The 23513-nt window shown below is 71.6% G+C and carries 18 protein-coding genes; 16 read left to right on the top strand and 2 right to left on the bottom strand.

Translation table 11 applies throughout. The features are described 5' to 3' along the window. Positions 1 to 86: 86 nt before the first annotated feature. Genes cpaB through VGN74_RS12345 form a run of 7 tightly spaced genes read left to right on the top strand, consistent with a single transcriptional unit; the run spans position 87 to position 8157 of the window. Positions 87 to 1010, top strand: a complete 924-nt coding sequence (cpaB, locus tag VGN74_RS12375; RefSeq protein WP_327448633.1) for a Flp pilus assembly protein CpaB — start codon at positions 87 to 89, stop codon at positions 1008 to 1010. After that, the gene (locus tag VGN74_RS12370; protein WP_327448631.1) at positions 1007 to 2413 is read left to right on the top strand and encodes a type II and III secretion system protein family protein; all 1407 of its coding nucleotides are present in this window, start codon (positions 1007 to 1009) and stop codon (positions 2411 to 2413) included. Before cpaB ends, VGN74_RS12370 begins: the two co-directional genes overlap by 4 nt. 8 nt (positions 2414 to 2421) lie before the next feature. Beyond that, complete coding sequence (locus VGN74_RS12365) at positions 2422 to 3087, top strand: CpaD family pilus assembly lipoprotein (protein WP_327448629.1); 666 nt, start codon at positions 2422 to 2424, stop codon at positions 3085 to 3087. 2 nt (positions 3088 to 3089) lie between these two features. Next, complete coding sequence (locus tag VGN74_RS12360) at positions 3090 to 4565, top strand: AAA family ATPase (protein ID WP_327448627.1); 1476 nt, start codon at positions 3090 to 3092, stop codon at positions 4563 to 4565. Between the two features lie 3 nt (positions 4566 to 4568). Next, positions 4569 to 6197 (top strand): CpaF family protein, encoded by a 1629-nt coding sequence (locus VGN74_RS12355; RefSeq protein ID WP_327448625.1) that lies wholly within the window; start codon positions 4569 to 4571, stop codon positions 6195 to 6197. 6 nt (positions 6198 to 6203) lie between these two features. Beyond that, entirely contained in the window at positions 6204 to 7181 is a 978-nt protein-coding gene (locus VGN74_RS12350) for a type II secretion system F family protein (protein ID WP_327449494.1), read from the top strand. A 7-nt stretch (positions 7182 to 7188) separates the two neighbouring features. Then, entirely contained in the window at positions 7189 to 8157 is a 969-nt protein-coding gene (locus VGN74_RS12345) for a type II secretion system F family protein (RefSeq protein ID WP_327448623.1), read from the top strand. 24 nt (positions 8158 to 8181) lie between these two features. On the opposite strand, the gene VGN74_RS12340 is transcribed toward VGN74_RS12345, so the two are convergent. Next, positions 8182 to 8811: a TetR/AcrR family transcriptional regulator gene (locus VGN74_RS12340; protein WP_327448621.1), complete on the bottom strand. Its 630-nt coding sequence runs from the start codon at positions 8809 to 8811 to the stop codon at positions 8182 to 8184. Between the two features lie 49 nt (positions 8812 to 8860). Then, positions 8861 to 9427 (bottom strand): TetR/AcrR family transcriptional regulator, encoded by a 567-nt coding sequence (locus tag VGN74_RS12335; RefSeq protein WP_327448618.1) that lies wholly within the window; start codon positions 9425 to 9427, stop codon positions 8861 to 8863. 242 nt (positions 9428 to 9669) lie between these two features. Here VGN74_RS12335 and VGN74_RS12330 point away from each other — a divergent pair, with 242 nt between their 5' ends. The 9 genes from VGN74_RS12330 (at position 9670) to VGN74_RS12290 (ending at position 23467) form a co-directional block, all read left to right on the top strand. Further along, a complete protein-coding gene (locus VGN74_RS12330) occupies positions 9670 to 10815 on the top strand; it encodes an ABC transporter permease (RefSeq protein WP_327448615.1) in 1146 nt (381 codons plus the stop codon). Between the two features lie 5 nt (positions 10816 to 10820). Next, a complete protein-coding gene (locus VGN74_RS12325; protein ID WP_327448613.1) occupies positions 10821 to 11534 on the top strand; it encodes an ABC transporter ATP-binding protein in 714 nt (237 codons plus the stop codon). Continuing rightward, positions 11524 to 12504, top strand: a complete 981-nt coding sequence (locus tag VGN74_RS12320; protein ID WP_327448611.1) for an HlyD family efflux transporter periplasmic adaptor subunit — start codon at positions 11524 to 11526, stop codon at positions 12502 to 12504. Before VGN74_RS12325 ends, VGN74_RS12320 begins: the two co-directional genes overlap by 11 nt. Beyond that, on the top strand, positions 12501 to 13865 hold the full coding sequence (locus VGN74_RS12315) for a TolC family protein (RefSeq protein WP_327448609.1): 1365 nt from the start codon (positions 12501 to 12503) through the stop codon (positions 13863 to 13865). The genes VGN74_RS12320 and VGN74_RS12315 overlap by 4 nt, the downstream gene beginning before the upstream one ends. A gap of 78 nt (positions 13866 to 13943) precedes the next feature. Further along, positions 13944 to 15989 carry a cell cycle histidine kinase CckA gene (gene cckA, locus VGN74_RS12310; protein ID WP_327448607.1) on the top strand — a complete coding sequence of 682 codons (2046 nt, stop codon included), beginning with the start codon at positions 13944 to 13946 and terminating at the stop codon, positions 15987 to 15989. Between the two features lie 69 nt (positions 15990 to 16058). Further along, the gene (locus tag VGN74_RS12305) at positions 16059 to 17903 is read left to right on the top strand and encodes a M61 family metallopeptidase (protein WP_327448605.1); all 1845 of its coding nucleotides are present in this window, start codon (positions 16059 to 16061) and stop codon (positions 17901 to 17903) included. 111 nt (positions 17904 to 18014) lie between these two features. Next, positions 18015 to 19814: a DUF885 domain-containing protein gene (locus VGN74_RS12300; RefSeq protein WP_327448603.1), complete on the top strand. Its 1800-nt coding sequence runs from the start codon at positions 18015 to 18017 to the stop codon at positions 19812 to 19814. A 133-nt stretch (positions 19815 to 19947) separates the two neighbouring features. Then, the gene (locus tag VGN74_RS12295; RefSeq protein ID WP_327448601.1) at positions 19948 to 21153 is read left to right on the top strand and encodes an acetyl-CoA C-acetyltransferase; all 1206 of its coding nucleotides are present in this window, start codon (positions 19948 to 19950) and stop codon (positions 21151 to 21153) included. Positions 21154 to 21292: 139 nt separating this feature from the next. Next, on the top strand, positions 21293 to 23467 hold the full coding sequence (locus VGN74_RS12290; protein ID WP_327448599.1) for a 3-hydroxyacyl-CoA dehydrogenase NAD-binding domain-containing protein: 2175 nt from the start codon (positions 21293 to 21295) through the stop codon (positions 23465 to 23467). The last annotated feature ends 46 nt before the right edge of the window (positions 23468 to 23513 follow it).

The following is a 23513-nucleotide window of genomic DNA, read 5'->3' as shown; positions in this document are numbered from 1 at the left end:
CGGCTTAGGCGGTCGTTAACCGGCGGGCCGCATGGTCGTTAACGCTCGGGCGGCGTGCGCGCGCCGTTCCGTGGGGAGACGTCCGGATGAAGCCCGCCCGCATCGCCGTCATCGCCGTCGCCGCCGTGTCCGCTATCGGCCTGGCGCTGGTCGTGCGCGCCATGATGGGCGGCGAGCCCACCGCGACCGCGACCGCCTCGGTCGCCGAGGTGCGTCCGATGGCCAAGGTTCTTGTCGCCGCGCGCGACCTTCAGCCGGGACAGCGCCTCGCTGACGCGGACCTGGAGTGGAAGGACTGGGCCGTCGAGGACGTCAATCCGGTCTTCATCACCGATGGCTCGGTGCCGATCCCGCAGGCCGAGGCCGCGGCGGACGCCGCCGCCGAGGCTGACGAGGAAGATGCCGGCGCGGCCGCCGCCCGACGCGTCGCCGAAGCCGCTGAAGCCCTGTCCGGCGGCGGGGCCAAGGCCGACTTCGTCGGCGCCGTGGTGCGCGAACCGATCCTCGCCGGCGAGCCAATCGTGACCCGCAAGATCGTCCGCGCGGGCGACAGCGGCTACATGGCCGCCTACCTCCAGCCCGGCATGCGCGCCATGGCGGTCCGGGTCAGCGTCGAGACCGCCGCCGGCGGCTTCATCCTGCCCGGCGACCGGGTCGACGTGTTGCTGACGCGCGAGATGGACCTCGGCAACGCCGGCACGCCGGAAAGCGCCCGCAGCCGCTTCGCCTCCTCGACCGTGATGCAGAACGTCAAGGTGCTGGCCATCGACCAGACCACCCGCGCCGATGAGGACGAACAGGCGGTGGTCGGCGCCACGGCCACGCTTGAACTCGGCCCGCGCGACGCCGAGGCCCTCGCGCTCGCCCGGTCCGAAGGCGAGTTGTCGCTGGTGCTGCGCTCCTACGCCGACACCAACGGCCCTTCCGGTCGTGTCGCCGCGCCGCGCACCGAGGCCCGCGCCGTGCGGGTCCATCGCGGCGATGATGTGGAAACGGTGGTGGTGCAATGATGCGCAAGCCGACCTCCCGGGCGATCGCCCTCGCCGCCGCCCTGCTGGCCATTCCGGCCCTCGCCGCCACCGGCCCCGCGGCCGCCCAGTCCGTGCGGGTCGCCCTTGGAACCGAGACCCAGTCCGTCAACCTGCCGCGCGGCCGGTCGGCCGCGATCGACCTGCCGACCGACGCCCGTGATGTGATCGTCTCCAACCCGGCGGTGGCCGAGGCGGTGCTGCACTCGCCGCGCCGCATCACGGTCATCGGCCTGGCCCCCGGCGAGACCGACGCGGTGTTCCTCGACGCGTCAGGCCGGGCCATCCTGAGCCTGCGGGTGCGGGTCGACACCGGCGTCGGAGCCCTGCAGGACACCCTCGCGCGGGTGGTGCCCAACGCCCGCGTGCAGGTCGAGGCGGTCAACGAAAGCATCATTCTCACCGGCACGGTCGCCAGCCCCGGCGAGTCGGACCGCGTGGCCCAGATCGCCCGCCAGTTCGTCAGCCAGCCCGACCGGGTGCTGAACATGCTGAGCGTCACGGGCGCCGACCAGGTGATGGTGCGGGCGCGCATCATCGAGGTGCAGCGCACGGCGGTGCGGCAGCTCGGCTTCGACATCAACGCCATTCTCGACGCCGGCAACGGCCTGTCCCTGACCCAGAACGCCACCTTCGGCGTCGCGGGCAGCCAGCTGGGCGGTGGCAACCTGCGCTACTCCGACGGCACGGGCGAAGGCCTCACCGGGACCCTGCGCGCCTTCGAGCGCGTCGGCCTGGTGCGCACCCTGGCCGAGCCCAATGTCACCACGGTCAACGGCGAGAACGCGGAGTTCCTGGCCGGCGGCGAGTACCCGGTGCCGGTGGGTCGCGACCGGGACGGCAACGTCACCATCGAGTTCAAGCCGTTCGGCGTGCGCCTCGCGTTCCGTCCGGTGGTGCTGTCCGAAGGTCGCATCTCGCTGCAGCTGTCGACCGAGGTGTCAGAGCTGACCACCGACGGCGCCTTCACCCTCGGCGGGACCTCCGAGAACGCCCTGATCATCCCGGCCCTGACCGTGCGCCGCTCGTCGAACACGGTGGAGCTGCCGTCCGGCGGCGCCCTGATGATCGCCGGCCTGCTGCGCGAGGAGACGCGCCAGAACATCGACCAGCTGCCGGGGGCCGGCGACCTGCCGGTGCTGGGGGCCCTGTTCCGCTCGCGCGACTACGAGTCCGGCCAGACCGAGCTGGTGATCATCGTCGAGGCCTATGTGGTCCAGCCGACGTCGCCGGATCGCCTGCAGACCCCGGCCGACGGCCTGCGTATCGCCAATGACCTGCAGACCCTCCTGTTTGGCCAGCTCAACCAGGTCTACCGCACCCCCGCCACAGAGAGCGCCGGTGCGCCGCGCTGGCAGGGGCCGGTCGGCTATGTGATCGAATGAGGCCGACGATGATCGCCCGCGCCCCTCTCGCCATCGCCCTGACCGCGAGCCTGGCCCTCGCCGCCTGCGCCGCAGGCCCGTCGGTCGGGCCCGAACCCCTGACCCCGACGAGCCGCTGGACCCTGCAGGTCGAGCCGGGCGTCGACCAGATCGCCCTCGCCGTGCGGGAGGACGCCCTGTCGGTGAACCAGGCGGCGGCGCTGGACGCCCTCACCGCCCGTCATCGCGCCCGCGGCGTCGGGGCCGTGAGCGTCGCGGCCCCGGCCGGGGAGGACGCCGCCGCCGCCCGCACCGCCTGGAATGTGCGCGACGCCCTGATGGCCCGCGGCCTGCCGGCCGAGGCGATCCGGATGGCCGGCTACGCCGCGCCGGACCCGCGCGCGCCGGTGATCGTCAGCTTCGAGACGGTCGAGGCCCGGGTGCCCGCCTGCGGGCGCGCCTGGGAAGACCTCTCCGCCAACAGCACCCGCACGCCGAACAATTTCGGCTGCGCCGTCACGGCCAATATGGCCGCCCAGATCGCCGATCCGCGCGACATCCAGCAGCCCCGCGCCATGCCGCTGCAGGACTCCCACCGCGCGGTCGTGGTCTTCGACAACTACCGGCAAGGCCGGCAGACCTCCGCACCGCAGGAAGAACTCGTCAGCGGCCGCGTCACCCAGGCCGTGGAGTGAGCATGAACGCCTTCGCCCCGTCTCCCGACGACGGATTCGAGGACGATCTGGACCTCGAGCTGGAGGCCCAGCCGGGCATGCCGGCGCGCGCGCCGGCGCCCGCGCCGGCCCCGTCGGCCGGTCCGCTCCAGTTCACCCCGCCAGCGCCTGTGGCTGCGCCGGTCGCCGTGGCGGCCGCGCCGCGCGCGGTCGTGGCCGAGCCGGGCTTCAATCCCGTCGGGGACCTGATCGCCGGGGCCAGCCAGGCGCTGGCGGAAGTGTCCGTGCCGCGCATCGCCATCCACGTCTTCGCTGAGCGCCAGGACACGCTGGCGGCCGCCGACCGGGCCGGACAGGACCGCCGCCTGTCGCGCGCGACCACCACGATCCGCGTGGGGGGCGTCAATGCGGCTATCGCCACCTATCACCACGAGCCGACCCCGCCGCTGATCATCGTCGAGCACATGGGCGATCCGGCCACCCTGCTGAACGACATCGACCGGCTGGCCGAGGTCTGCGACGCCGGCACCAAGGTCGTGATCATCGGCGCCGCGAACGACATCATCCTGTTCCGCGAGCTGATGCGCCGCGGGGTGTCCGAGTATCTGGTCGCCCCCATTCAGCCGCTGCAGCTGATCGGCGCCATCGGCGGCCTGTTCAACGACCCGGCCCAGCCCTTCGTCGGCCGCTCGATCGCCTTTGTCGGCGCGCGCGGCGGGACCGGCGCCAGCGCCGTGGCCCACAACACCGCCTACGCCCTGTCCGAGCGCATCGGCGCCAATACGGTCATCGTCGACTACGACCTGCCTTTCGGCACCGCCGGTCTCGATTTCAACCAGGACCCGATCAACGGCGTCGCCGACGCCCTGGCCCAGCCCGACCGGCTGGACCCGGTGCTGCTCGACCGCATGATGGTCCGCTGCACCGACAAGCTGAGCCTGTTCGCGGCCCCGGCCACGCTGGACGCCGACTACGAAATCAGCCCGGAGGCCTTCGAGGAGGTCACCACCCGGATCCGCGCCACGGCCCCGTTCGTGGTGCTGGATCTGCCACACGTCTGGTCGCGCTGGGTGCGCCGGACGCTGATTTCGGCCGACGAGGTGGTTGTGGTGGCGACACCGGATCTCGCCTCGCTGCGCAACGCCAAGAACATGATCGACCTGATCCGTCAGGGCCGGCCCAATGATGCGCCGCCGCGGGTGGTGCTGAACCAGGTCGGCATGCCCGGCCGTCCGGAGATCCCGGCCAAGGACTTCGGCGACGCGCTCGGCGTGCACCCGGCGCTGGTCATTCCCTTCGACCCGAAGGTGTTCGGCGCCGCCGCCAACAACGGCCAGATGATCCTCGACGCCGCGGCCAGGTCGAAGGCGGCGGACGCCTTCCAGGTGCTGGCCCAGATCGTGTCGCGCCGGGAGATGCCGGCCATCGCCGGGCCGAGGGCGGCCAAGGCCGGCGGCAAGTCCCTGCTCGGCGGCCTGTTCAAGAAGAAGGCGCGCTGACGGGTGTTCGGCAAGCGCACATCGCCGGTCAGCGGCGGCCCGCCCCCTGTCCCGGCCGGCGCGGCGACGGCCGACGCCGCGCCCAGTCCGTTCGCCGCCGACAGCGCGCCGGCACAGCCCCCGCAAGGCGTACAGACCCAGGCCTTCGCCTTCGACGCCGCCGCGCCCGGTGAGCCGGAGAGCGCGGCCCTGTTCACCGCCCAGCCTGGCGCCGAACGCCTGGACGCCCTCGCCGACCCGGTCGCCGCCCGGCCGCGCCCGGCGGCGGAAGGCCAGCGTCGCGGTCCTGGCCCGCGCGCCACCCCCGCCTTCGAGCAGCTGAAGAAGGCGCAGCAGGTCACCGAGATCGTCCGCGAGCAGTCGGACTACTATCACGCCACGAAGACGACGATCTTCAACGCGCTGATGAACACCATCGACCTGGCCCAGCTGGCGCAGCTGGAGGCCCGGGCGGCGGCCGAGGAGATCCGCGACATCGTCGCCGAGCTGGTGGCGATCAAGAACGTCTCCATGTCGGTGGCCGAGCAGGAGCACCTCGTCCAGGACATCGTCAACGACGTCCTCGGCTACGGCCCGCTGGAGCCGCTGCTGGCCCGCGACGACATCGCCGACATCATGGTCAACGGCGCCGGCCGGGTGTTCATCGAGGTCGGCGGCAAGGTGCAGCTGACCAATGTGCGCTTCCGCGACAACGGCCAGCTGATGAACATCTGTCAGCGCATCGTGTCCCAGGTGGGCCGGCGCGTGGACGAGAGCAGCCCGATCTGCGACGCGCGTCTGCCGGACGGCAGCCGGGTCAACGTCATCGCCCCGCCCCTGGCGATCGACGGCCCGACGCTGACGATCCGGAAGTTCAAAAAAGACAAGCTGACGATGAAGAACCTGGTGGAGTACGCCTCCATCAGCCCGGAAGGGGCCCGGGTTCTGGGAGTCATCGGCGCCTGCCGCTGCAACATCGTCATCTCGGGCGGCACCGGCTCGGGCAAGACCACCCTGCTCAACACCCTGACCGCCTTCATCGACCCGACCGAGCGGGTCATCACCTGCGAGGACGCGGCCGAACTGCAGCTGCAGCAGCCTCACGTGGTGCGTCTCGAAACCCGCCCGCCCAACCTCGAGGGCCAGGGCCAGATCACCATGCGCGATCTGGTCAAGAACTGTCTGCGGATGCGTCCCGAGCGGATCATCGTCGGCGAGGTGCGCGGGCCCGAGGCGTTCGACCTGCTGCAGGCCATGAACACCGGCCACGACGGCTCGATGGGCACGCTCCACGCCAACAGCCCGCGCGAGGCCATCAGCCGTCTGGAGTCGATGATCACCATGGGCGGCTACGGCCTGCCGTCCAAGACCATCCGCGAGATGATCGTCGGCTCGGTCGATGTGATCGTGCAGGCCGCCCGCCTGCGCGACGGCAGCCGTCGCATCACCCACATCACCGAGGTGGTCGGACTCGAAGGGGACGTCATCGTCACCCAGGACCTGTTCGTCTACGAGATCACCGGCGAGGACGAGAACGGCAAGATCATCGGCCGCCACCGCTCGACCGGCATCGCCCGGCCCCGCTTCTGGGACCGTGCGCGCTACTACGGGCTGGAGCGCGAGCTGGCCGAAGCCCTCGACGCGGCGGAGTAGGTCATGCTGCTGCCCACCCTCGCCGCGGTTCTGGCCTTCATCACCATCGGCGGCCTCGGCTGGGCCTTCGTCGGCGGCGACGATTCCAGCGCCGAGGCCCTGAAGCGCGCCCGCGGGCTGCAGGGCGGCAAGCAGGCCAACAGCGCCGCCCGGCGCGCCGCGCAGAACAACACGCCCGAGGGCCGCCGCAAGCAGATCCTGCAGCAGCTCAAGGAAGCGGACCGTCGCGACCGCAAGGCGCGCATGACCCTGTCCGCGCGGATGCAGCAGGCGGGCCTCGCCCCGAACCTGAAGATGTTCTGGATCCTGTCCTCGGTCGCCGGCGTGGTCGGGCTGCTGCTGGCCCTCATGGTCGGCCTGTCGCCGCTGATGGCGCTGATGATCGCCGTGGTGCTGGGTCTCGGCCTGCCGCGCTGGGTGCTGGCCTTCCTCGCCAAGGGGCGGATGAAGAAGTTCTCCGGCGAGTTCGCCAACGCCGTCGACGTGATCGTCCGCGGCATCAAGTCCGGCCTGCCGGTGCACGACTGCTTCAAGATCATCGCCCGCGAGAGCCCGGCCCCGCTCGGACCGGAGTTCCAGCGGCTGGTCGAGGCCGTCGGGGTCGGCATGACCCTCGGCCAGGCCCTCGACAAGATGTACGAGCGCATGCCCTCGCCGGAGCTACGCTTCCTCTCCATCGTCATGGCCATCCAGCAGAAGACCGGCGGCAACCTCGCCGAAGCCCTCGGCAACCTGTCGACCGTGCTGCGCGCCCGCCGGATGATGGGAGAGAAGGTCAAGGCCCTGTCGTCCGAGGCCATCTCCTCGGCCGGCATCATCGGCTCGCTGCCCATCGTGGTGATGGGCCTCGTGATGGTCGCCTCGCCTGGCTACATGAGCCGCATGTTCACCGACCCCCGCGGGCACGTGATGCTGCTCGGCTCGGCCCTTTGGATGGGCCTCGGGGTGCTGGTGATGAAGAAGATGATCTCGTTCAAGATCTGAGGACCGGATGGACGCGATCTCCGACCTCATCATGGACAAGAGCAACTGGGTGACCGGCGCAGTCGCCCTCGGCGTGTTCCTGACCGTGCTGACCCTGATGAACGGGGTGCTCCAGGGCGCCAGCCTCGAGAAGCGCATGAAGGCCGTGGCCGGCCGCCGCGAGGAGCTGCGGCGGCGCTCGCGCGAGGCCATGGCCACGCCCGGGGCCCTGCGCCAGGCCGACGACGGCTTCAAGAAGCGCATCGTCGAGCGGCTCAACCTGACCAAGCTGCTGGAAGATCCGCAGGTCGCCGAGAAGATGCTGCAGGCCGGCCTGCGCGGCCCGCGCCCGCTGACGACCTTCTACTTCTTCCGCTTCGCCTCGCCGTTCATCCTGATGGCGACGAGCTTCCTGTATCTGGAGTTCATCAACGACTTCGGCATGGCCCCCTTCCAGAAGCTGGCCGCCGTCATGGTGTTCGCGGCGATCGGCTTCTACGCGCCCAACATCTACGTCTCGAACCGCATCTCGAAGCGGCGGGCCTCGATCATGGTCGGCTTTCCCGACGCGCTGGACCTGCTGCTGATCTGCGTCGAGTCCGGCATGTCGATCGAGGCGGCCATCACCAAGGTCAGCCAGGAGATCGGCGGCAGTTCGCTGGAGCTGGCCGAGGAGCTGTCCCTGCTGGCCGCCGAGCTCAGCTACCTGCCTGAACGGCGCCTCGCTTACGAAGGCCTGGCGAAACGCACCAACCACCCGGGCGTGAAGGCGGTGACCACCGCCATGATCCAGGCCGAGCAGTACGGCACGCCCCTGGGCGCCGCCCTGCGGGTCATGGCCAAGGAGAACCGCGACCTGCGCCTGTCGGCGGCCGAGAAGAAGGCGGCCTCGCTGCCGGCCCAGCTGACGGTGCCGATGATCCTGTTCTTCCTGCCGGTGCTGTTCGTCGTGATCCTCGGCCCGGCGATCATCAACATCGCCGACACCATGGGCTGACGCGGAGGCTGGCGCCGCCCCCGGTCAGTCCGGCGCGTGGGCCCGGCAGAACTCGTCGGCGCAGGCTTCGACATGGGCGCGCAGCCGCGCCGGCTCCACCGGCGGCAACCCCATGGACGCGCGCAAATGCGCTTCGGCCTTGACGGCGCCGAGGAAGCGCCACGCGGCCCCGTCCGGATCCTTCACCGCCAGTCGACCCGCGGCCGTCTGCTGCCGCAGCCAGTCGGCGAAACGGGTCTTGGTGGCCAGAACCGCGGTCTCGAAGAACAGCTCGGCGACCCGCGGGGCCCGGCAGCATTCGGCGACGATGATGCGGTGCATGGCCATCGCCTTGTCGCCCAGCACCAGTCCGATGAACTGGTCGGCGATGAGGATCAGCGTCTCGCGCACCGAAGCGTCCGGCGGCGGAACGAACGAGGCCGGCAGCACCACCGAGCTGCACTCGTGGTCCAGCACGGCGCGGAACAGGGCGTCCTTGTCGGCGAAGCGCGAATAGATGGTGGCCTTGGACACGCCCGCCGCCTGGGCCACGGCGTCGAGGCTGGCGGCCTCGTAGCCGCGTTCCATGAACAGCTCGCCGGCGGCCACGAGGATGGCCTCGTCCTTGGAGGCGTCGCGCGGGCGGCCGCGCCGGGGCAGGTTTCCATCCGACATGTCAGACCACAGCGTATGCTAAATCGGCCAACAGGGCCACAATACCCGGTCAGGGGACGCCGTAGGTCTTCAGGAAGAGCTCGGTCGCGGCCCGGGCGCGGCGATCAACGGTGTCGGCGAGCGGCGTGGGTTCAACCCCGAGAGCGATCTGGAAACTGCTGTAGCCCTGCAGCAGTCCGAGGAACTGGTCCGCCGCGAGGTCGAGGTCCTCGATGGCGAGCTCGCCCCGCGCACAGCCTCGCCGGAAGATCGACTTCAGGTTCTCGAACGTCTTGCCCGGCCCGGCTTCATAGAAGGCCTGCGCCAGCTCGGGCGTTCGCCGCAACTCCCCCGCCAGGGCGGCGTAGAAGTCCATGGCCGGTCCGGAGAACAGATAGCTCATCAGGCCGCGGCCGAACGTCTCCAGCACGTCGCGGATCGGTCCGTCGCCGTCGAGCGCAGCGGCTCCCTGAAGCGACTCCAGCCGTGTCATCTCCATTCGGATCGCCGTGCGGAACAGGTCGTGCTTGTCCGCGAAATGCTTGTAGGCGGTCACCTTGGACACGCCGGCGGCGGCCGCGATCTGCTCCATGCTGACCGCCTGGACACCGTGCTGAAGGAAGAGCGACCAGCCCACATGCAGAAGCGCGTCCGCTTTGGCGGGATCGAGCCTGCGACCTTTTTGACCAGTTGCTGCGCCCAATTCGACTTGCCCTCACTCACCTGCGCAAATATGAACGCGAACGTTCACGTTTGCGATGGCGCAAATGGCGCCATTGACATACTGAACCGCTCAGTATTTTAATACGGTCAGTTCCCAGCTTACCCCGTCGCGCCCCTCCCGGCGCAAGCCCGACCGCGGATCACAGGAGTCCGAGGATGCGATCTGTCGCGCTCAAAATGCTGCTCGGCGACAGCGCCAAGTATCTGGCGCTGGTGTTCGGGGTGGCCTTCGCCACCCTGCTGATGAGCCAGCAGGTGTCGATCTTCATCGGCCTGATGACGCGCACCGCCAACCAGGTGCTGGACGTGCGCGAGGCGGACATCTGGGTCATGGACCCGCGCGTGCGCTACGTCGACGAGGTCGAACCCCTGCCCGACGCGGCGCTGGCCCGGGTGCGCTCGGTCGAGGGTGTCGAGTGGGCGGCGCCGCTGTTCAAGGGCCTCGCCATCTTCCGCACCCGGGACGGCCTGATCAATCAGGTCAGCCTGGTGGGTGTCGATGACGAGACCCTCGTCGGCGCGCCGCGGGAATGGCTGAGCGGCGACCTCGAATCCCTGCGCACGCCCGGCGGCATCGTCTTCGACAAGGAGGGCGCCCAGCTGATCTGGCCGGAGGGCGATCCGGTCGACCGGGTCGGGCTGGAGGCCGAGATCAACGACCGGCGGGTGGTGGTCAGCGGCATCGCCGACGCCTCGCCGCCCTTCATCACCTTCCCCATCGCCTATGTCCGCTACTCCGAGGCGATGAAGCTGACCCCGCCGCAGCGGAACAAGCTGTCCTTCGTGCTGGTGCGCGCCCGCGACGGCGAGGATCCGAAGGCGCTGGCCCAGCGCATTGCGGCGCAGACCGGCCTGCAGGCCCTGACCTGGGACCAGTTCGCCTGGCGCAGCGTGCAGTACTATCTGACGCGCACCGGCATCCCCGTGAACTTCGGCATCACCGTGTTGCTCGGCTTCATCGTCGGAGCGGCGGTGACGGCCCAGACCTTCTACCTGTTCGTGATCGAGAACCTGCGCCAGTTCGGGGCGCTCAAGGCCATCGGCGCGACCAACCGGCAGATCACCGGCATGGTGCTGCTGCAGGCGGCCGTGGTCGGGGTCATGGGCTATGCGCTGGGCATGGGCGGGGCCGCGGCCTTCTTCACCTTCGTCCGGGGCGGCGCAGCGCTGGAGGACTTCTACCTGCCCTGGCAGGTGCTGGTCGGCACCGGCGTGGTCGTCTTCCTGATCATCCTCGTGTCGGTGCTGGGCAGCCTGCTGAAGGTGTTCCGCGTCGATCCGGCCATCGTGTTCCGGGGGTGAGCGCCATGTCCGCTGTCATCGCCCGCCACATCGACATGGCCTTCGGCCAGAACGGCCTTTCCACCCAGGTGCTGTTCGACGTCAATCTCGAGGTCGCCCAGGGCGAGCTGACCATGCTGGTCGGCCCCTCCGGCTGCGGCAAGACCACCCTGCTGTCGATCCTGTCCGGCACCCTGCGGCCGACGGCCGGCGAGGTCGAGGTGATGGGCAACGTCATCACCCGCATGAAGGATGCGGAGAAGGTGATCCTGCGCCGCCGGCGGATCGGCTTCATCTTCCAGCAGTACAACCTGCTGCCCGCCCTGACCGCGGCCGAGAACGCCGCCATGGCGCTGGTGGCGGACGGCATGCCGCTGAAGGCCGCCGCCGAGCGCGCCCGCGTCGTGCTGGAGACCCTCGGCATGGGCCCGCACGCCGACAAGCTGCCGCGCCAGCTGTCCGGCGGCCAGCAGCAGCGCGTCGCCATCGCCCGCGCCATCGTGCACGAGCCGGACCTGGTGGTCTGCGACGAGCCGACCGCCGCCCTCGACGCCGAGACCGGCCGCCAGGTGATGGAGCTGCTCAAGGCCGCCGCCGCCGGGCCCGGCCGGGCCGTCCTCGTCGTCACCCACGACAACCGCATCTACCGCTACGCCGACCGCATCGTCGCCATGGAAGACGGGCGGATCGTCGGCGACAGCCGCACAAACTCGCTCCCGGAGGGACTCCATGCCCACTAGCCGTCGTCAGCAGATCCAGCGCCTTGTCCTGCCGGTCATCGCCGGCGGGTGTCTGGTGTTCGCCGTCTCCGCCGTGCTGCGGCCGGAGCGCACCCGGGCCGATCCGCCCGCCCCGCCGCCGTCGGCCGCCGCGGCCTCGGCCGTGGCCGGCATCGGCACGGTCGAGCCGCAGTCCGAGCTGATCGCCGTCGCCGCCGAACTGCCCGGCGTGGTGCGGCAGGTGCTGGTCCAGCCGGGCGACCGGGTGGCCGGCGGACAGCCGCTGTTCCGGCTCGATGACCGCGCCGCCCGCGCCGCCCTCGCCACCGCCCGGGCCGACGCCGCCGCAGCGGCCGCCGCGGCCCGGCAGGCCGAGGTGGCGCTGGCCGACGAGCGCCAGCGGCTCTCCCTGTTCGAGGCGGTGGAGGACGCCCGCGCCCTGTCCACCGACGAGCTGGCGCGGCGCCGCTTCGCCGTGTCCCGCGCCGAAGCCGCCCTCGCCCAGGCCCGCGCGGCGGTGGCCGTGGCCGACGCCCAGGTCCGCGCCCGGGCCGTCGATCTGGACCGGCTGACCGTGGCCGCCCCCATCGCCGGCCGCGTCTTCCGCGTCGATGTCCGCCCCGGCGAGTACGCGGTCGCCGGCCCGACGGCCGCGCCCCTGATCGCCCTCGGCGACGACGTGCGCCTGCACGTGCGGGCCGAGTTCGACGAGGCCGACGCCCCGCGCCTGAACCGCAATGGACGCGCCTACGGCGTGCTGCGCGGCCAGACCGGTCGACGCATCCCGCTGACCCTGGTGCGGATCGAGCCGCAGGTGGTCGAGAAGCGCGCTCTCGCCGGCGGCTCGGAGCGGGTCGACACGCGCGTGGTCGAGGTCCTCTACGCCTTCGATCCCGCCGCCCACCCGGCCTGGCTGGGCCAGCGCATGGACGTGTTCGTCGAGGCCGCCGCCTCGGCCACCCAGCGCCCCGCGACGGAGCCCGCGCGATGAGCCGGCTCGCGCTCCTGCTGACCGCGGCCGGCCTCGGCCTCGCCGCCTGCGCCACCGACAGCGGCCCCGCCCCGGTCGCCCTCGACGCGCCGGCGGCCTGGCAGGCGGCCGCCCTCCCCGACGTCGATCCCCGGCTTGAGGCCTGGTGGACCGCCGCCGGCGATCCGGTCCTCAGCGATCTGGCCCGCCGCGCCGGGACGGCGGCCGAGGTGAGGCTGGCCGAGGCCCGGCTGTTCGAGGCCCGGGCCCGGCTCGGCGCCGCCCGCGCCGCCCTGCGCCCGACCGTGGGCGCCGAGGGCGCGGCCCAGCGCGAGACCGTCGACGATCTGGATCAGGACACCTTCCGGGCCCTCGTCGCCTTCAGCGTGGACACGGATCTGAACGGAGCGCTCGGCGCCCGCGCCCGCGCCGCGGGGTTGCGCGCCGAGGCGCAGGCCGCCCGGATCGAGGCGGCCCGGCTGGGGGCTCGGTCGACCGCCGTCCAGCTCTATGCCGCCTGGCGCGAGGCCGCGGCGCGCGCCGCCGCCGGCGACCGCGCCGTCACCGCGCTCGAAGAGGCCCTGGACCTTGCGGAAGCGCGCGAGCGGGCCGGCCTGACCTCGGGTCTGGACGCCGCCGCGGCCCGCGCCGCCTTCGCCGCCGCCCGGGCCCGTCCGATCGCCGCCCGTCAGGCGCAGCAGGAGGCGCAGCTCGGCCTTGAGGCCCTGCTCGGCCTCGCGCCCGGCGGCCTGAGCGACGACCTCGCCGAGGCCCCGGACGCCCTGCAAGCGCCGCCAGCGACCGCCCTCGCCGCCCCGGCCGCGGTGCTGGCGCGTCGTCCGGACCTTCGGGTGGCCGAGCTGGACCTGCTGGCCGCGGGGGCCGACGCCGACGCCGCCCGACGCGACTTCTGGCCGACCCTCTCCCTCGGCGCAGCCCTTGGCGGTCAGGAGGTGGATCCGGAGACGCTCTTCACCGCCTCGGGCTTCCTCTCGCGCCTGACGGCCGGGCTGACGGCCCCGGTGTTCAGCTTCGGTCGACTGGAGAGCGCCCGGGACGGCGCCGACGCCCGCCGCCTGCAGGCGGACATCGCCTACCGCCAGGCGGCGATCGACGCCCTCACCGAGGTGGAGACCGCCCTGGTCGCCCTCGCCGCCGCCGAGGCCCGGGCGGCGACGCTCGACGCCGCGGCGCGCGCCGCCGCGACCCAGGCGGCCCTGGCCGACCAGCGCTACCGCGCAGGACTCTCGCCCTTACTCGAGGTGCTGGTCGCCCGGCGCGCCGTGGCGGACGCCGAGGCGGAGCTGGCCGGGGCGCAGGGGGCCGCCCTGTCCGGCTGGGCCCGGCTGAACGCCGCCGCCGGACTGGGAGGACGGGCCTGACAGCCCGCCCCGACGGTCATTCGTCGCTTGTCGCCCAACCGGCGTATCATCGGGCTCTGATTCGTCGCCGAGGACCCCATGAGCGCTGCGCCGGGCCGACCCCGCCTCGATCCCCTGCCGATCGTCATCGTGCTGGGCTTCGGCCTCGCCGCCGCCGCGCTGGCGTGGCCGGCCCTGCGTCAGGGCGACACCTCGGCCGCAGGCGTGGTGCTGATCTGCGCCGCCGCCGCCGTCTGCCTGATCGGCGTGCTGGTGTTCCTGCGCAATCCCGCCCGGCGGCCGCTCGAGGATGCGGTGGTCGATGTGCTCGACGCCATGGCCGAGCCCGCCGCCCTCGTCTGGGAAGGCGGGCAGGTGCTGGCCTTCAACGGCGCCTGGGTCGCCGCCAACGGAGCCCAGACCAGCCTGCCGCCGCCGCGCTCGCCCCAGGCCCTGTACATGGCCTTCGCCCAGGCCCGCCAGGGCGAGACCGGCCGCGCCATCCTGATGGTCGGCGAGCGCGAGCTGGAAGTGCTGATCGGCCAGGCCGGCCCGGACCGCTTCCTCGTGCGGCAGGCGCCCGAGGAGGCGGTGCCTGTCGCGGCCCCCGGGTCCGCCCCGCCCCCTTCGCCGCGCCAGACCGGCGACGCCCGGGCCATGGCCGCCGGCGCCCCGTTCGGCTCCGGCGTGATCGCCGCCGCCGACCTGTTCGCCGGGCGCATCGAGGACGCCAACGAGGCCCTGTCGGTGCTGACCGGCCCGGGCGCGGCGCGCGACGCCGCCTTCGGCCACCTGTTCGACCCGGCCGGGGTGGTCGCCGCCCGCGAGGCCATGGAGCGCGGCTCCTCCGGGCCGATCGAGCTGATCGCCCGGGCTCACCCGGACCGGGCCCTGCACCTCTACGTCGCGCCCGAGGGCGACAAGCGCCGCATCTGGCTGTTCGACGTGACCGCCCAGAAGTCGATGGAGCTGCAGCTCAGCCAGGCCCAGAAGATGCAGGCCGTGGGCCAGCTCGCCGGCGGCGTGGCGCACGACTTCAACAACCTGCTGACCGCCATCCAGCTGCAGCTGTCCGGGCTGCTGGAACGCCACCCGGTCGGCGACCCGTCCTACGACGGCCTGAACGAGATCCGCCAGACGGCCCACCGCGCCGCCGACCTGGTGCGCAAGCTGCTGGCCTTCTCGCGCAAGTCGACGGTGCGGCGCGAGCGGCTGGACCTCGGCGAACTGGTCGGCGAGTTCACGGTGCTGCTGCGCCGCCTGCTGCGCGAGGACGTGCGGCTGGAGACCGACTACGGCCGCAACCTGCCGCCGGTTCTGGCCGACAAGAGCCAGCTGGAGACGGCGGTGATGAACCTCGCCGTGAACGCCCGCGACGCCATGCGCGGGGTGGTCGAGCCGGGCGCCGGGGTGGTCACCATCCGCACCCGCCGCCTGACCCGTGACCAGGCCATGGTGCTGGGCTGGATGGACCCGCCGACCGAGGAGGTCGCGGTGATCGAGGTGGCCGACACCGGTCCGGGCGTGCCCGCCGACATCCTCGACAAGATCTTCGAGCCCTTCTTCACCACCAAGGCGGTGAACGAGGGCACCGGCATGGGCCTGGCCACGGTCTACGGCATCGTCGAACAGGCCGGCGGCCACATCAATGTCGCCAACCAGCCGGACGGCGGGGCCGTATTCCGCATCTTCCTGCCCGCCGCCGGGGCCGAGGAGCTGGCCGAGGCGGCGCCGGTCGAGGTGCGCGCCCCGAAGGCCCCGCGCGACCTGTCGGGCGCCGGCCGCATCCTGTTCGTCGAGGACGAGGCCGCCGTGCGCGGCATCGCCGCCCGGCTGCTGCGCCAGCGCGGCTACGAGGTCATCGAGGCCTGCGACGGCGAGGAAGCCCTGGCCCTGGCCGAGGAGCACGCCGGCCAGATCGACATGCTGATCTCGGACGTCATCATGCCGGGGCTGGATGGCCCCTCGCTGCTGAAAAAGGCTCGCCCCTTCCTCGGCGATGCCCCGGTGATGTTCATCTCCGGCTATGCCGAGAGCGACTTCTCGGACCTGTTGGCCGACGAGACCGGCGTGTCCTTCCTGCCCAAGCCGCTGGACATCAAGACCCTGGCCGAGCGCGTCAAACAGGAGCTGCGCGCGGCCTGACGCGTCGCGTCACTTGCCAGCCCCGTCCCGAGGCGCGAGGGTCGCGGCTTCGGGCTTCGGGGGTTCTGAATGCGTATCCTGGCTTTGTTCGTCGCCGCTGCGGCTGTGTTTTCCGGCGCGCCCGCATGGGCCCAGACGCCGCCGCCCGTTGAGTACGAGCTGAGCTTCGACAACGCCGCCCATCGCGAGGCGCGCATCGCCGTCACCTATCGCGGGCTTCAGCCCGGTCCGGTGCGCTTCCGCATGTCGCGGTCCTCGCCGGGGCGCTACGCCATCCACGAGTTCGCCAAGAACGTCTATTCGGTCACCGCCGTGGACGGGACCGGACGGCCGCTGCCGATCGATCGTGCCGAGCCCTATTCCTGGTCGGTGTCCGGCCACGACGGGACCGTGACGGTCGCCTACACCCTGTGGGCGGACCGGGGCGACGGCACCTACGCCCAGATCGACCCCACCCATGCGCGGCTCAATGCGCCGGCCAGCCTGATGTGGGCCGAGGGCCATGACGAGCGCGCCGCGCGTCTGCGGTTCCGCCGTCCCGACCCGAGCTGGCGCGTCGCGACCCAGCTGGCGCCGACCGATGATCCGGAGGTCTTCACCGCCCCGGACTTCCAGTACCTGATGGACAGCCCGATCGAGGTGTCGCGCCATACGGTGCGCGAGTGGCAGGTGGATGACGCGGGGGCCCCGCGCACCATCCGCATCGCCCTGCATCATCTCGGCACTGACGCCGAGGCCGACGAATTCGCCGCCCGCGCCCGGCGCATCGTCGACGCCCAGATCGCGGTCTTTGGCGATGTGCCCGACTTCGATTTCGGGACCTACACCTTCCTCGCCGACTATGTGCCGTGGATCAGCGGCGACGGGATGGAGCACCGCAACTCGACCGTCATCAGCACCCCGCGCGGGCTGGCCGAGGCGGAGTACGACCAGCTCGGCACTCTCAGCCACGAGTTCTTCCATGCCTGGAATGTGGAGCGCATCCGCCCCGCCGAGCTGGAGCCCTTCGACTTCACGGCGGCCAATCCGACCCCGTCGCTGTGGTTCGCCGAGGGCTTCACCAGCTACTACGGCCCCCTGACCATCCGCCGCGCCGCCGTGGAGGACGTCGACGCCTTCCTGAACGAGATGGGCGGGCAGCTGAGCTTCATCCTCAACACGCCGGCGCGGGCTTATGGCGGTCCGGAGGAGATGAGCCTGCGGGCCCCGTTCGTCGATGCGGCCACCTCGATCGACCCGACCAACGGCAACATCTTCGCCAGCTACTATCCCTATGGCGCGGTGGTCGCGATGGGGCTGGACCTGACGCTGAGGACGCGCTTTCCGGGCGTCACCCTCGACGACTACATGCGTCTGATGTGGGCGCGGCACGGGGTCAGCGAGCGGCCCTACACCCCGGCCGACCTGGAGCAGGCGCTGGCCGATGTGACCGGCGACGCCGCCTTTGCGCGCGAGGTGTTCGACGGCTGGATCCGCGACAGCCGGTTGCCGGACTTCACGGCCCTGCTGGCCCGGGCCGGCGTCGTCGTCGCGCCGAGGAACCCCGGCCGGGCCTGGGTCGGCCAGGTCTCGCTCCAGTCTGCAAACGGCGCCGCCACCCTCGGCGGGGCCAGCGCGCCCGGAACGCCGATCCATGCGCTCGGTCTGGATCGCGGCGACGAGATCGTGTCGGTGGGCGGCGTCGCCATCGACAGCCAGGCCGACTGGACCCGGGTCATCGCCGGGGCGCGCCCGGGCGATGAGGTCGAGGTGCAGTTCATTCGCCGCGGCGTCGCCGGCTCCGGCCGCCTGACCTTCGGCGCCGATCCCGCCCTGCGGCTGCAGCGCATCGAGGCGATCGAGGGCGAGCTGACGGAATCGCAGCGCGCCTTCCGCCGCGCCTGGCTGGGCGAGGACGCCGCACCCGCGACCTGAGGCGGGCCGACTGACGTGGGGAACGGCGGGCGGCCTCCGCCGCGCCGGCGCCCCGCCCTTGCGCCCCCCGACGGGGCGGGCTCCTATGGCGAAAACGCCCGGGAGGCCCTCATGAACATCGACCGTCGCCACCTTCTGATGGGGGCCGCCGGCGCGGCGGCGCTGGCCGCCCTGCCGGCCGCGGCGCAGGACAACCGTGACGCGGCGCTGGACGCCCTGATGGCCGGCTGGTTCGCCGCCGACCTCGACCGCAACCCCGAGAGCGCCACCAACCTGGGGCTGGACCGCGGGCCGAACGCCGGTCGCGCCGCGCGCCTGTCCGACCGCTCCCCGGCCGGCTGGCAGGCAGAGCGCGCCGAGGCGATCTCGCGCCTCGCCACCCTGCGCGCCTTCGGCCGCGAGGGCCTCAGCGACAACGGCGCCCTCAACCTCGATGTCGCCCTGTTCCGGGCCGAGACGGCCGCGACCGGCGCCAGCTTCGACTACGGCGCCCTGATCAGCGGCGGCCGCATGGGCCCCTATGTCGTCAGCCAGCTGGCCGGCGCCTATTTCAACGTCCCGGACTTCATGGACACCCAGCACCGGGTCGAGGACCGTGACGGGGCCGAGGCCTTTCTCGCCCGGCTGGCGCAGTTCGGGCCGGCGCTGGACGGTGAAACCGCGCGGATCGTCGCCGACGCCGGCAAGGGCGTGGTCCCGCCCGACTTCGTGCTGGACCTGACCACCGGCCAGCTGAACGCCCTCGCCGTCCAGCGCGGCGAGGACATGGCCATGATCCGGTCGCTGGCGCGCAAGGCCGCCGCCGCCGGCCTGCCGGCCTCCTGGGCCGAGCGCGCCGCCGCCCTGGTCGAGGCCGAGGTCAAGCCGGCGCTGGCCCGGCAGATCGCGGCGCTGGAGGCGCTCAAGCCCGGCGCCGTGCACGACGCCGGCGTCTGGCGTCTTCCCGAAGGCGAAGCGCTCTACGCCCACACGCTGAAGACCTGGACCACCACCACCCTGACCCCGGCCGAGATTCACGCCATCGGACTGGAGCAGGTGGCGGAGATCAGCGCCGGCATCGACGCCATCCTGCGCGCCCAGGGCATGACCGAGGGCACGACCGGCCAGCGCATCGACGCCCTGAACCGCGACCCGGCGCAGCTGTGGCCCAATACGGACGCGGGCAAGGCGGCGCTGCTGGAGAGCCTGAACGCCCAGATCCGCGCGCTCGACCCGCTGCTGCCGCAGGTGTTCGGCCGGCTGCCGCGGACCCATGTCGAGGTGCGGCGCGTGCCGCCGGCGATCGAGAACGGCGCCCCGGGCGGCTACTACCAGGGGCCGCCGCTGGATGGCTCGCGGCCGGGCGCCTACTACATCAACCTCCGGGACACGGCGAACTGGCCGAAGTTCAGCCTGCCGACCCTGACCTATCACGAGGCCTCGCCGGGCCATCACCTGCAGGTCGCGCTGCAGCGCGAGTCGACCCACCTGCCGGAGTGGCGGCGCGCCAACGGCTTCTCGGCCTACAACGAGGGCTGGGCCCTGTACGCCGAGGCGGTCGCCGCCGACGACCTGAACGCCTATGCCGAAGACCCGCTGGGCCGGCTCGGCTTCCTGATGTCCTACCTGTTCCGCGCCGTGCGGCTGGTGGTCGACACCGGCCTGCATGACAAGCGCTGGAGCCGTGAGCAGGCGGTCGACTACATGGTCGCCTCGGGGGCCAAGCCGGTCGGCTCGGCCAACAACGAGATCAACCGCTACACGGTGATGCCAGGCCAGGCCTGCTCCTACAAGATCGGCGAGACGGTGATGGCGCGGCTGAGGGCCGAGGCGGCGGCGCGGCCCGGTTTCGACCTGCGCGATTTCCACGACAAGGTGCTGGCGACGGGATCCGTGCCGCTGGCCGTGCTCGAACGGCGCATGCGGGCCTGAGCCTCGAGGGCCGTCGCGGCGACGCGCCGGCCCGGCTCGCCCCTGACGCGCTCACGACATCGATACTTGACGTTGACGTAAACGTAGGGCCTTTGGGCCCCAACGAGGAAACCGTCCTTACAGGAGACGCACCATGGCCGACGCCTACATCTACGACGCCGTGCGCACGCCGCGCGGCAAGGGCAAGAAGGACGGGAGCCTGCACGAGATCACCGCCCTGTCGCTGGCCACCCAGGTGCTGGAGGCCCTGCGCGACCGCAACGGGCTGGACACCTCGAAGGTCGACGACGTGATCCTCGGCTGCGTCTCGCCGGTGGGCGAGCAGGGCGCCGACATCGCCCGCACCGCCGTGCTCAACGCCGGCTGGGCCCAGACCACCGCCGGCGTCCAGATCAACCGCTTCTGCGCCTCGGGCCTGGAAGCGGTGAACATGGCCGCGGCCAAGGTGAAGTCCGGCGAGGCCGACTTCGCCGTCGGCGGCGGCATCGAGGCCATGAGCCGGGTGCCGATGGGCTCGGACGGCGGCGCCTGGCCGATCGACCCCTCCTCGGCCATGCCGACCTACTTCGTGCCCCAGGGCGTCTCGGCCGACATGATCGCCTCCAAGTGGGGCTTCAGCCGCGACGACGTCGACGCCTATTCGGTGGAGAGCCACAAGCGCTCGGCCCGCTCCTGGGCCGAGGGGCGCTTCAAGCGCTCCGTCGTGCCGGTCAAGGATCAGCTGGGCCTGACCATCCTCGACCACGACGAGACGATCCGTCCCAACACCGACATGCAGACCCTCGGCGGGCTGAACCCGTCGTTCGCCATGATGGGCGAGATGGCCTTCGACGCCGTGATCAACCAGCGCTACCCCGAGGTGGAGCGGGTCAACCACGTGCACACCCCGGGCAACAGCTCGGGCATCGTCGACGGCTCGGCCGGGGTGCTGATCGGCACGCTGGAGGCCGGCCAGGCTCTGGGCCTGAAGCCGCGCGCCCGCATCCGCGGCGCCGCCTCGATCGGCTCCGAGCCCTCGATCATGCTGACCGGTCCGGAGTTCGTGACCAACAAGCTGCTCGGCAAGCTGGGCATGACCACCGCCGACATCGACCTGTGGGAGCTGAACGAGGCCTTCGCCGCCGTCGTGCTGCGCTACATGCAGGCGCTCGACATCCCGCACGACAAGATCAACGTCTGCGGCGGCGCCATCGCCATGGGCCACCCGCTCGGCGCCACCGGGGCGATGATCCTCGGCACGGTGCTCGACGAGCTGGAGCGCACCGACCAGTCCACCGCCCTGATCACCCTGTGCATCGGCGGCGGCATGGGCACCGCCACGGTCATCGAGCGCGTCTGACGTCCCCTCCCGCCGTCATGGCCGGGCTTGTCCCGGCCACCCATAAGCGCGGACGGCGAGGAGCAGAGCGGAAAGACCTGAGTCTATGGGTCCCCGGGACAAGCCCGGGGATGACGAAACGAGAGAGCGGGAGCTCACGATGGAAAACTTCAAGATCGACGTCGACGCCGACGGCATCGCCCTGATCACCTTCGACGTGCCGGGCCGGTCGATGAACACCCTGACCTCGTCGGTCATGGCCGAGATCCCGCAGTGGGTCGACAAGGTGAAGGGCGACGACGCCATCAAGGGCGTGGTGCTGACCTCGGGCAAGAGCTCGGGCTTCTGCGCCGGCGCCGACCTGGGCGACATGGCCTCGGGCATGCTCGGCGGCGCCGACCTGCAGGCGGCCTATGACGCCGGCTGGAAGCTGAACGGCGCCCTGCGCGCGCTGGAGACCTGCGGCAAGCCGGTGGCCGCCGCGATCAACGGCCTGGCGCTGGGCGGCGGCCTCGAACTGACCCTCGCCTGCCACTATCGCGTCGTTGAGGACGATCCGAAGATCCAGCTGGGCCTGCCGGAGATCAAGGTCGGCCTGTTCCCGGGCGGCGGCGGCACCCAGCGCCTGACCCGCCTCGTCGGCGTGCAGGCGGCCATGATGGCCATGAGCGAGGGCAAGTCCTTCCGCCCGAACGACGCGAAGGGCGCCGGCATCGTCCATGAGGTCGTGGCCAAGGGCGGCGCGGTCGAGGCGGCCAAGGCCTGGATCAAGGGCGGCGGCAAGGCGCAGCAGCCGTGGGACGACAAGGGCTTCAAGCTGCCCGGCGGCGGCCCCTACCATCCGGCGGGGGTGCAGAACTTCCTCGTCGGCAACGCCATGCTGCGCAAGCAGAGCTACGGCAACTATCCGGCCGTCATCAACCTGATGAAGGCGGTCTACGAGGGCGTGCAGCTGCCGATGGACGCGGCCCTGCGGGTCGAGACGCGCTACTTCATCAAGACCCTGATGACGCCCCAGGCCCAGGGCATGATCCGCTCGCTGTTCCTGTCCAAGCAGGAGCTGGACAAGGGCGCGGTGCGGCCGAAGGACGTGCCGCCGTCGGACCCGAAGAAGGTCACCGTGCTGGGCGCCGGCATGATGGGCGCCGGCATCGCCTATGTGAACGCCATGGCCGGCATCGAGACCATCCTGATCGACCGCGACCAGGACGCCGCCGACAAGGGCAAGGCCCATGTCGAGGGCCTGCTGAAGAAGCGGCTGTCGCGCGGCCAGCTGACCCAGGAGAAGTACGACGCCCTGCTGGCGCTGGTGGTGCCGACCACCGACTACGATCACATCAAGGGCTCGGACCTGGTGATCGAGGCGGTGTTCGAGAACCGCGAGATCAAGGCCGAGGTGACGAAGCGCGCCGAGGCCCAGCTGGCCCCGGGCGCGGTGTTCGGCTCCAACACCTCGACCCTGCCGATCACCGGCCTCGCCGAGGCCAGCGTGCGGCCCGAGGACTTCATCGGCATCCACTTCTTCTCGCCCGTCGACAAGATGATGCTGGTCGAGATCATCATGGGCGCGAAGACCGGCCAGGTCGCCCTGGCCAAGTCGCTCGACTACGTCATGAAGATCAAAAAGACCCCGATCGTCGTCAACGACGGCCGCGGCTTCTACACCAGCCGCTGCTTCGGCACCTATGTGGCCGAGGGCATGGCCATGCTGGAGGAGGGCTACGCCCCCGCCCTGATCGACAACATCGGCCGGGCCACCGGCATGCCCCGCGGCCCGCTGGAGATGCACGACGACGTGGCGCTGGACCTCAGCGTCAAGATCGCGAAGCAGACGGCCGAGGACCTCGGCGACGCCTACAAGCCACTGCCGGGCTCGGAGATCGTCCGCAGGATGGTCGAGGAGCTGGGCCGCTACGGCCGCAAGAACGGCAAGGGCTTCTACGACTACGACACCAAGCCCAAGACCCTCTGGAAGGGCCTGTCGGACCTGGCCCCGGTGAAGATCAACGACTCCACCCCCGAGCTGGTCGAGGATCAGAAGCGCCGCCTGCTGTTCCGTCAGGCGGTCGAGGTGGCGCGCTGCTGGGAAGAGGGCGTCATCGACGACCCGCGCGAGGCCGACGTCGGCGCCATCCTGGCCTGGGGCTTCGCGCCCTGGACCGGCGGCCCGATCACCTACATCGACCAGTACGGGCTGAAGGCCTTCGTCGACCAGGCTGACACCTATGCGGCGAAGTACGGCGACCGCTTCAGCCCGCCGCAGCTGCTGCGCGACATGGCCGCGAAGGGCGAGACCTTCTACGGCCGGTTCACGGGAGCCAGGGCCGCGGCCTGAGCGAAAAACCGACCGGCCCGCTGAACCGGCGGGCCGGTTCGACGCA

This window comes from Brevundimonas sp., assembly GCF_035998205.1.
Taxonomy (GTDB): Bacteria; Pseudomonadota; Alphaproteobacteria; order Caulobacterales; family Caulobacteraceae; genus Brevundimonas.
The sequence above is the reverse complement of the archived record's forward strand: the minus strand, read 5'-3'. Positions and strand labels throughout refer to the sequence as shown.

Coding starts and splice junctions, on each gene's coding strand:
- VGN74_RS12340 (WP_327448621.1), bottom strand. CDS start 8,811: ATGTCGGATGGAAACCTGCCCCGGCGCGGCCGCCCGCGCGACGCCTCC.
- VGN74_RS12330 (WP_327448615.1), top strand. CDS start 9,670: ATGCGATCTGTCGCGCTCAAAATGCTGCTCGGCGACAGCGCCAAGTAT.
- VGN74_RS12370 (WP_327448631.1), top strand. CDS start 1,007: ATGATGCGCAAGCCGACCTCCCGGGCGATCGCCCTCGCCGCCGCCCTG.
- VGN74_RS12345 (WP_327448623.1), top strand. CDS start 7,189: ATGGACGCGATCTCCGACCTCATCATGGACAAGAGCAACTGGGTGACC.
- VGN74_RS12360 (WP_327448627.1), top strand. CDS start 3,090: ATGAACGCCTTCGCCCCGTCTCCCGACGACGGATTCGAGGACGATCTG.
- VGN74_RS12315 (WP_327448609.1), top strand. CDS start 12,501: ATGAGCCGGCTCGCGCTCCTGCTGACCGCGGCCGGCCTCGGCCTCGCC.
- VGN74_RS12300 (WP_327448603.1), top strand. CDS start 18,015: ATGAACATCGACCGTCGCCACCTTCTGATGGGGGCCGCCGGCGCGGCG.
- VGN74_RS12295 (WP_327448601.1), top strand. CDS start 19,948: ATGGCCGACGCCTACATCTACGACGCCGTGCGCACGCCGCGCGGCAAG.
- VGN74_RS12320 (WP_327448611.1), top strand. CDS start 11,524: ATGCCCACTAGCCGTCGTCAGCAGATCCAGCGCCTTGTCCTGCCGGTC.
- cpaB (WP_327448633.1), top strand. CDS start 87: ATGAAGCCCGCCCGCATCGCCGTCATCGCCGTCGCCGCCGTGTCCGCT.
- VGN74_RS12290 (WP_327448599.1), top strand. CDS start 21,293: ATGGAAAACTTCAAGATCGACGTCGACGCCGACGGCATCGCCCTGATC.
- cckA (WP_327448607.1), top strand. CDS start 13,944: ATGAGCGCTGCGCCGGGCCGACCCCGCCTCGATCCCCTGCCGATCGTC.
- VGN74_RS12365 (WP_327448629.1), top strand. CDS start 2,422: ATGATCGCCCGCGCCCCTCTCGCCATCGCCCTGACCGCGAGCCTGGCC.
- VGN74_RS12325 (WP_327448613.1), top strand. CDS start 10,821: ATGTCCGCTGTCATCGCCCGCCACATCGACATGGCCTTCGGCCAGAAC.
- VGN74_RS12305 (WP_327448605.1), top strand. CDS start 16,059: ATGCGTATCCTGGCTTTGTTCGTCGCCGCTGCGGCTGTGTTTTCCGGC.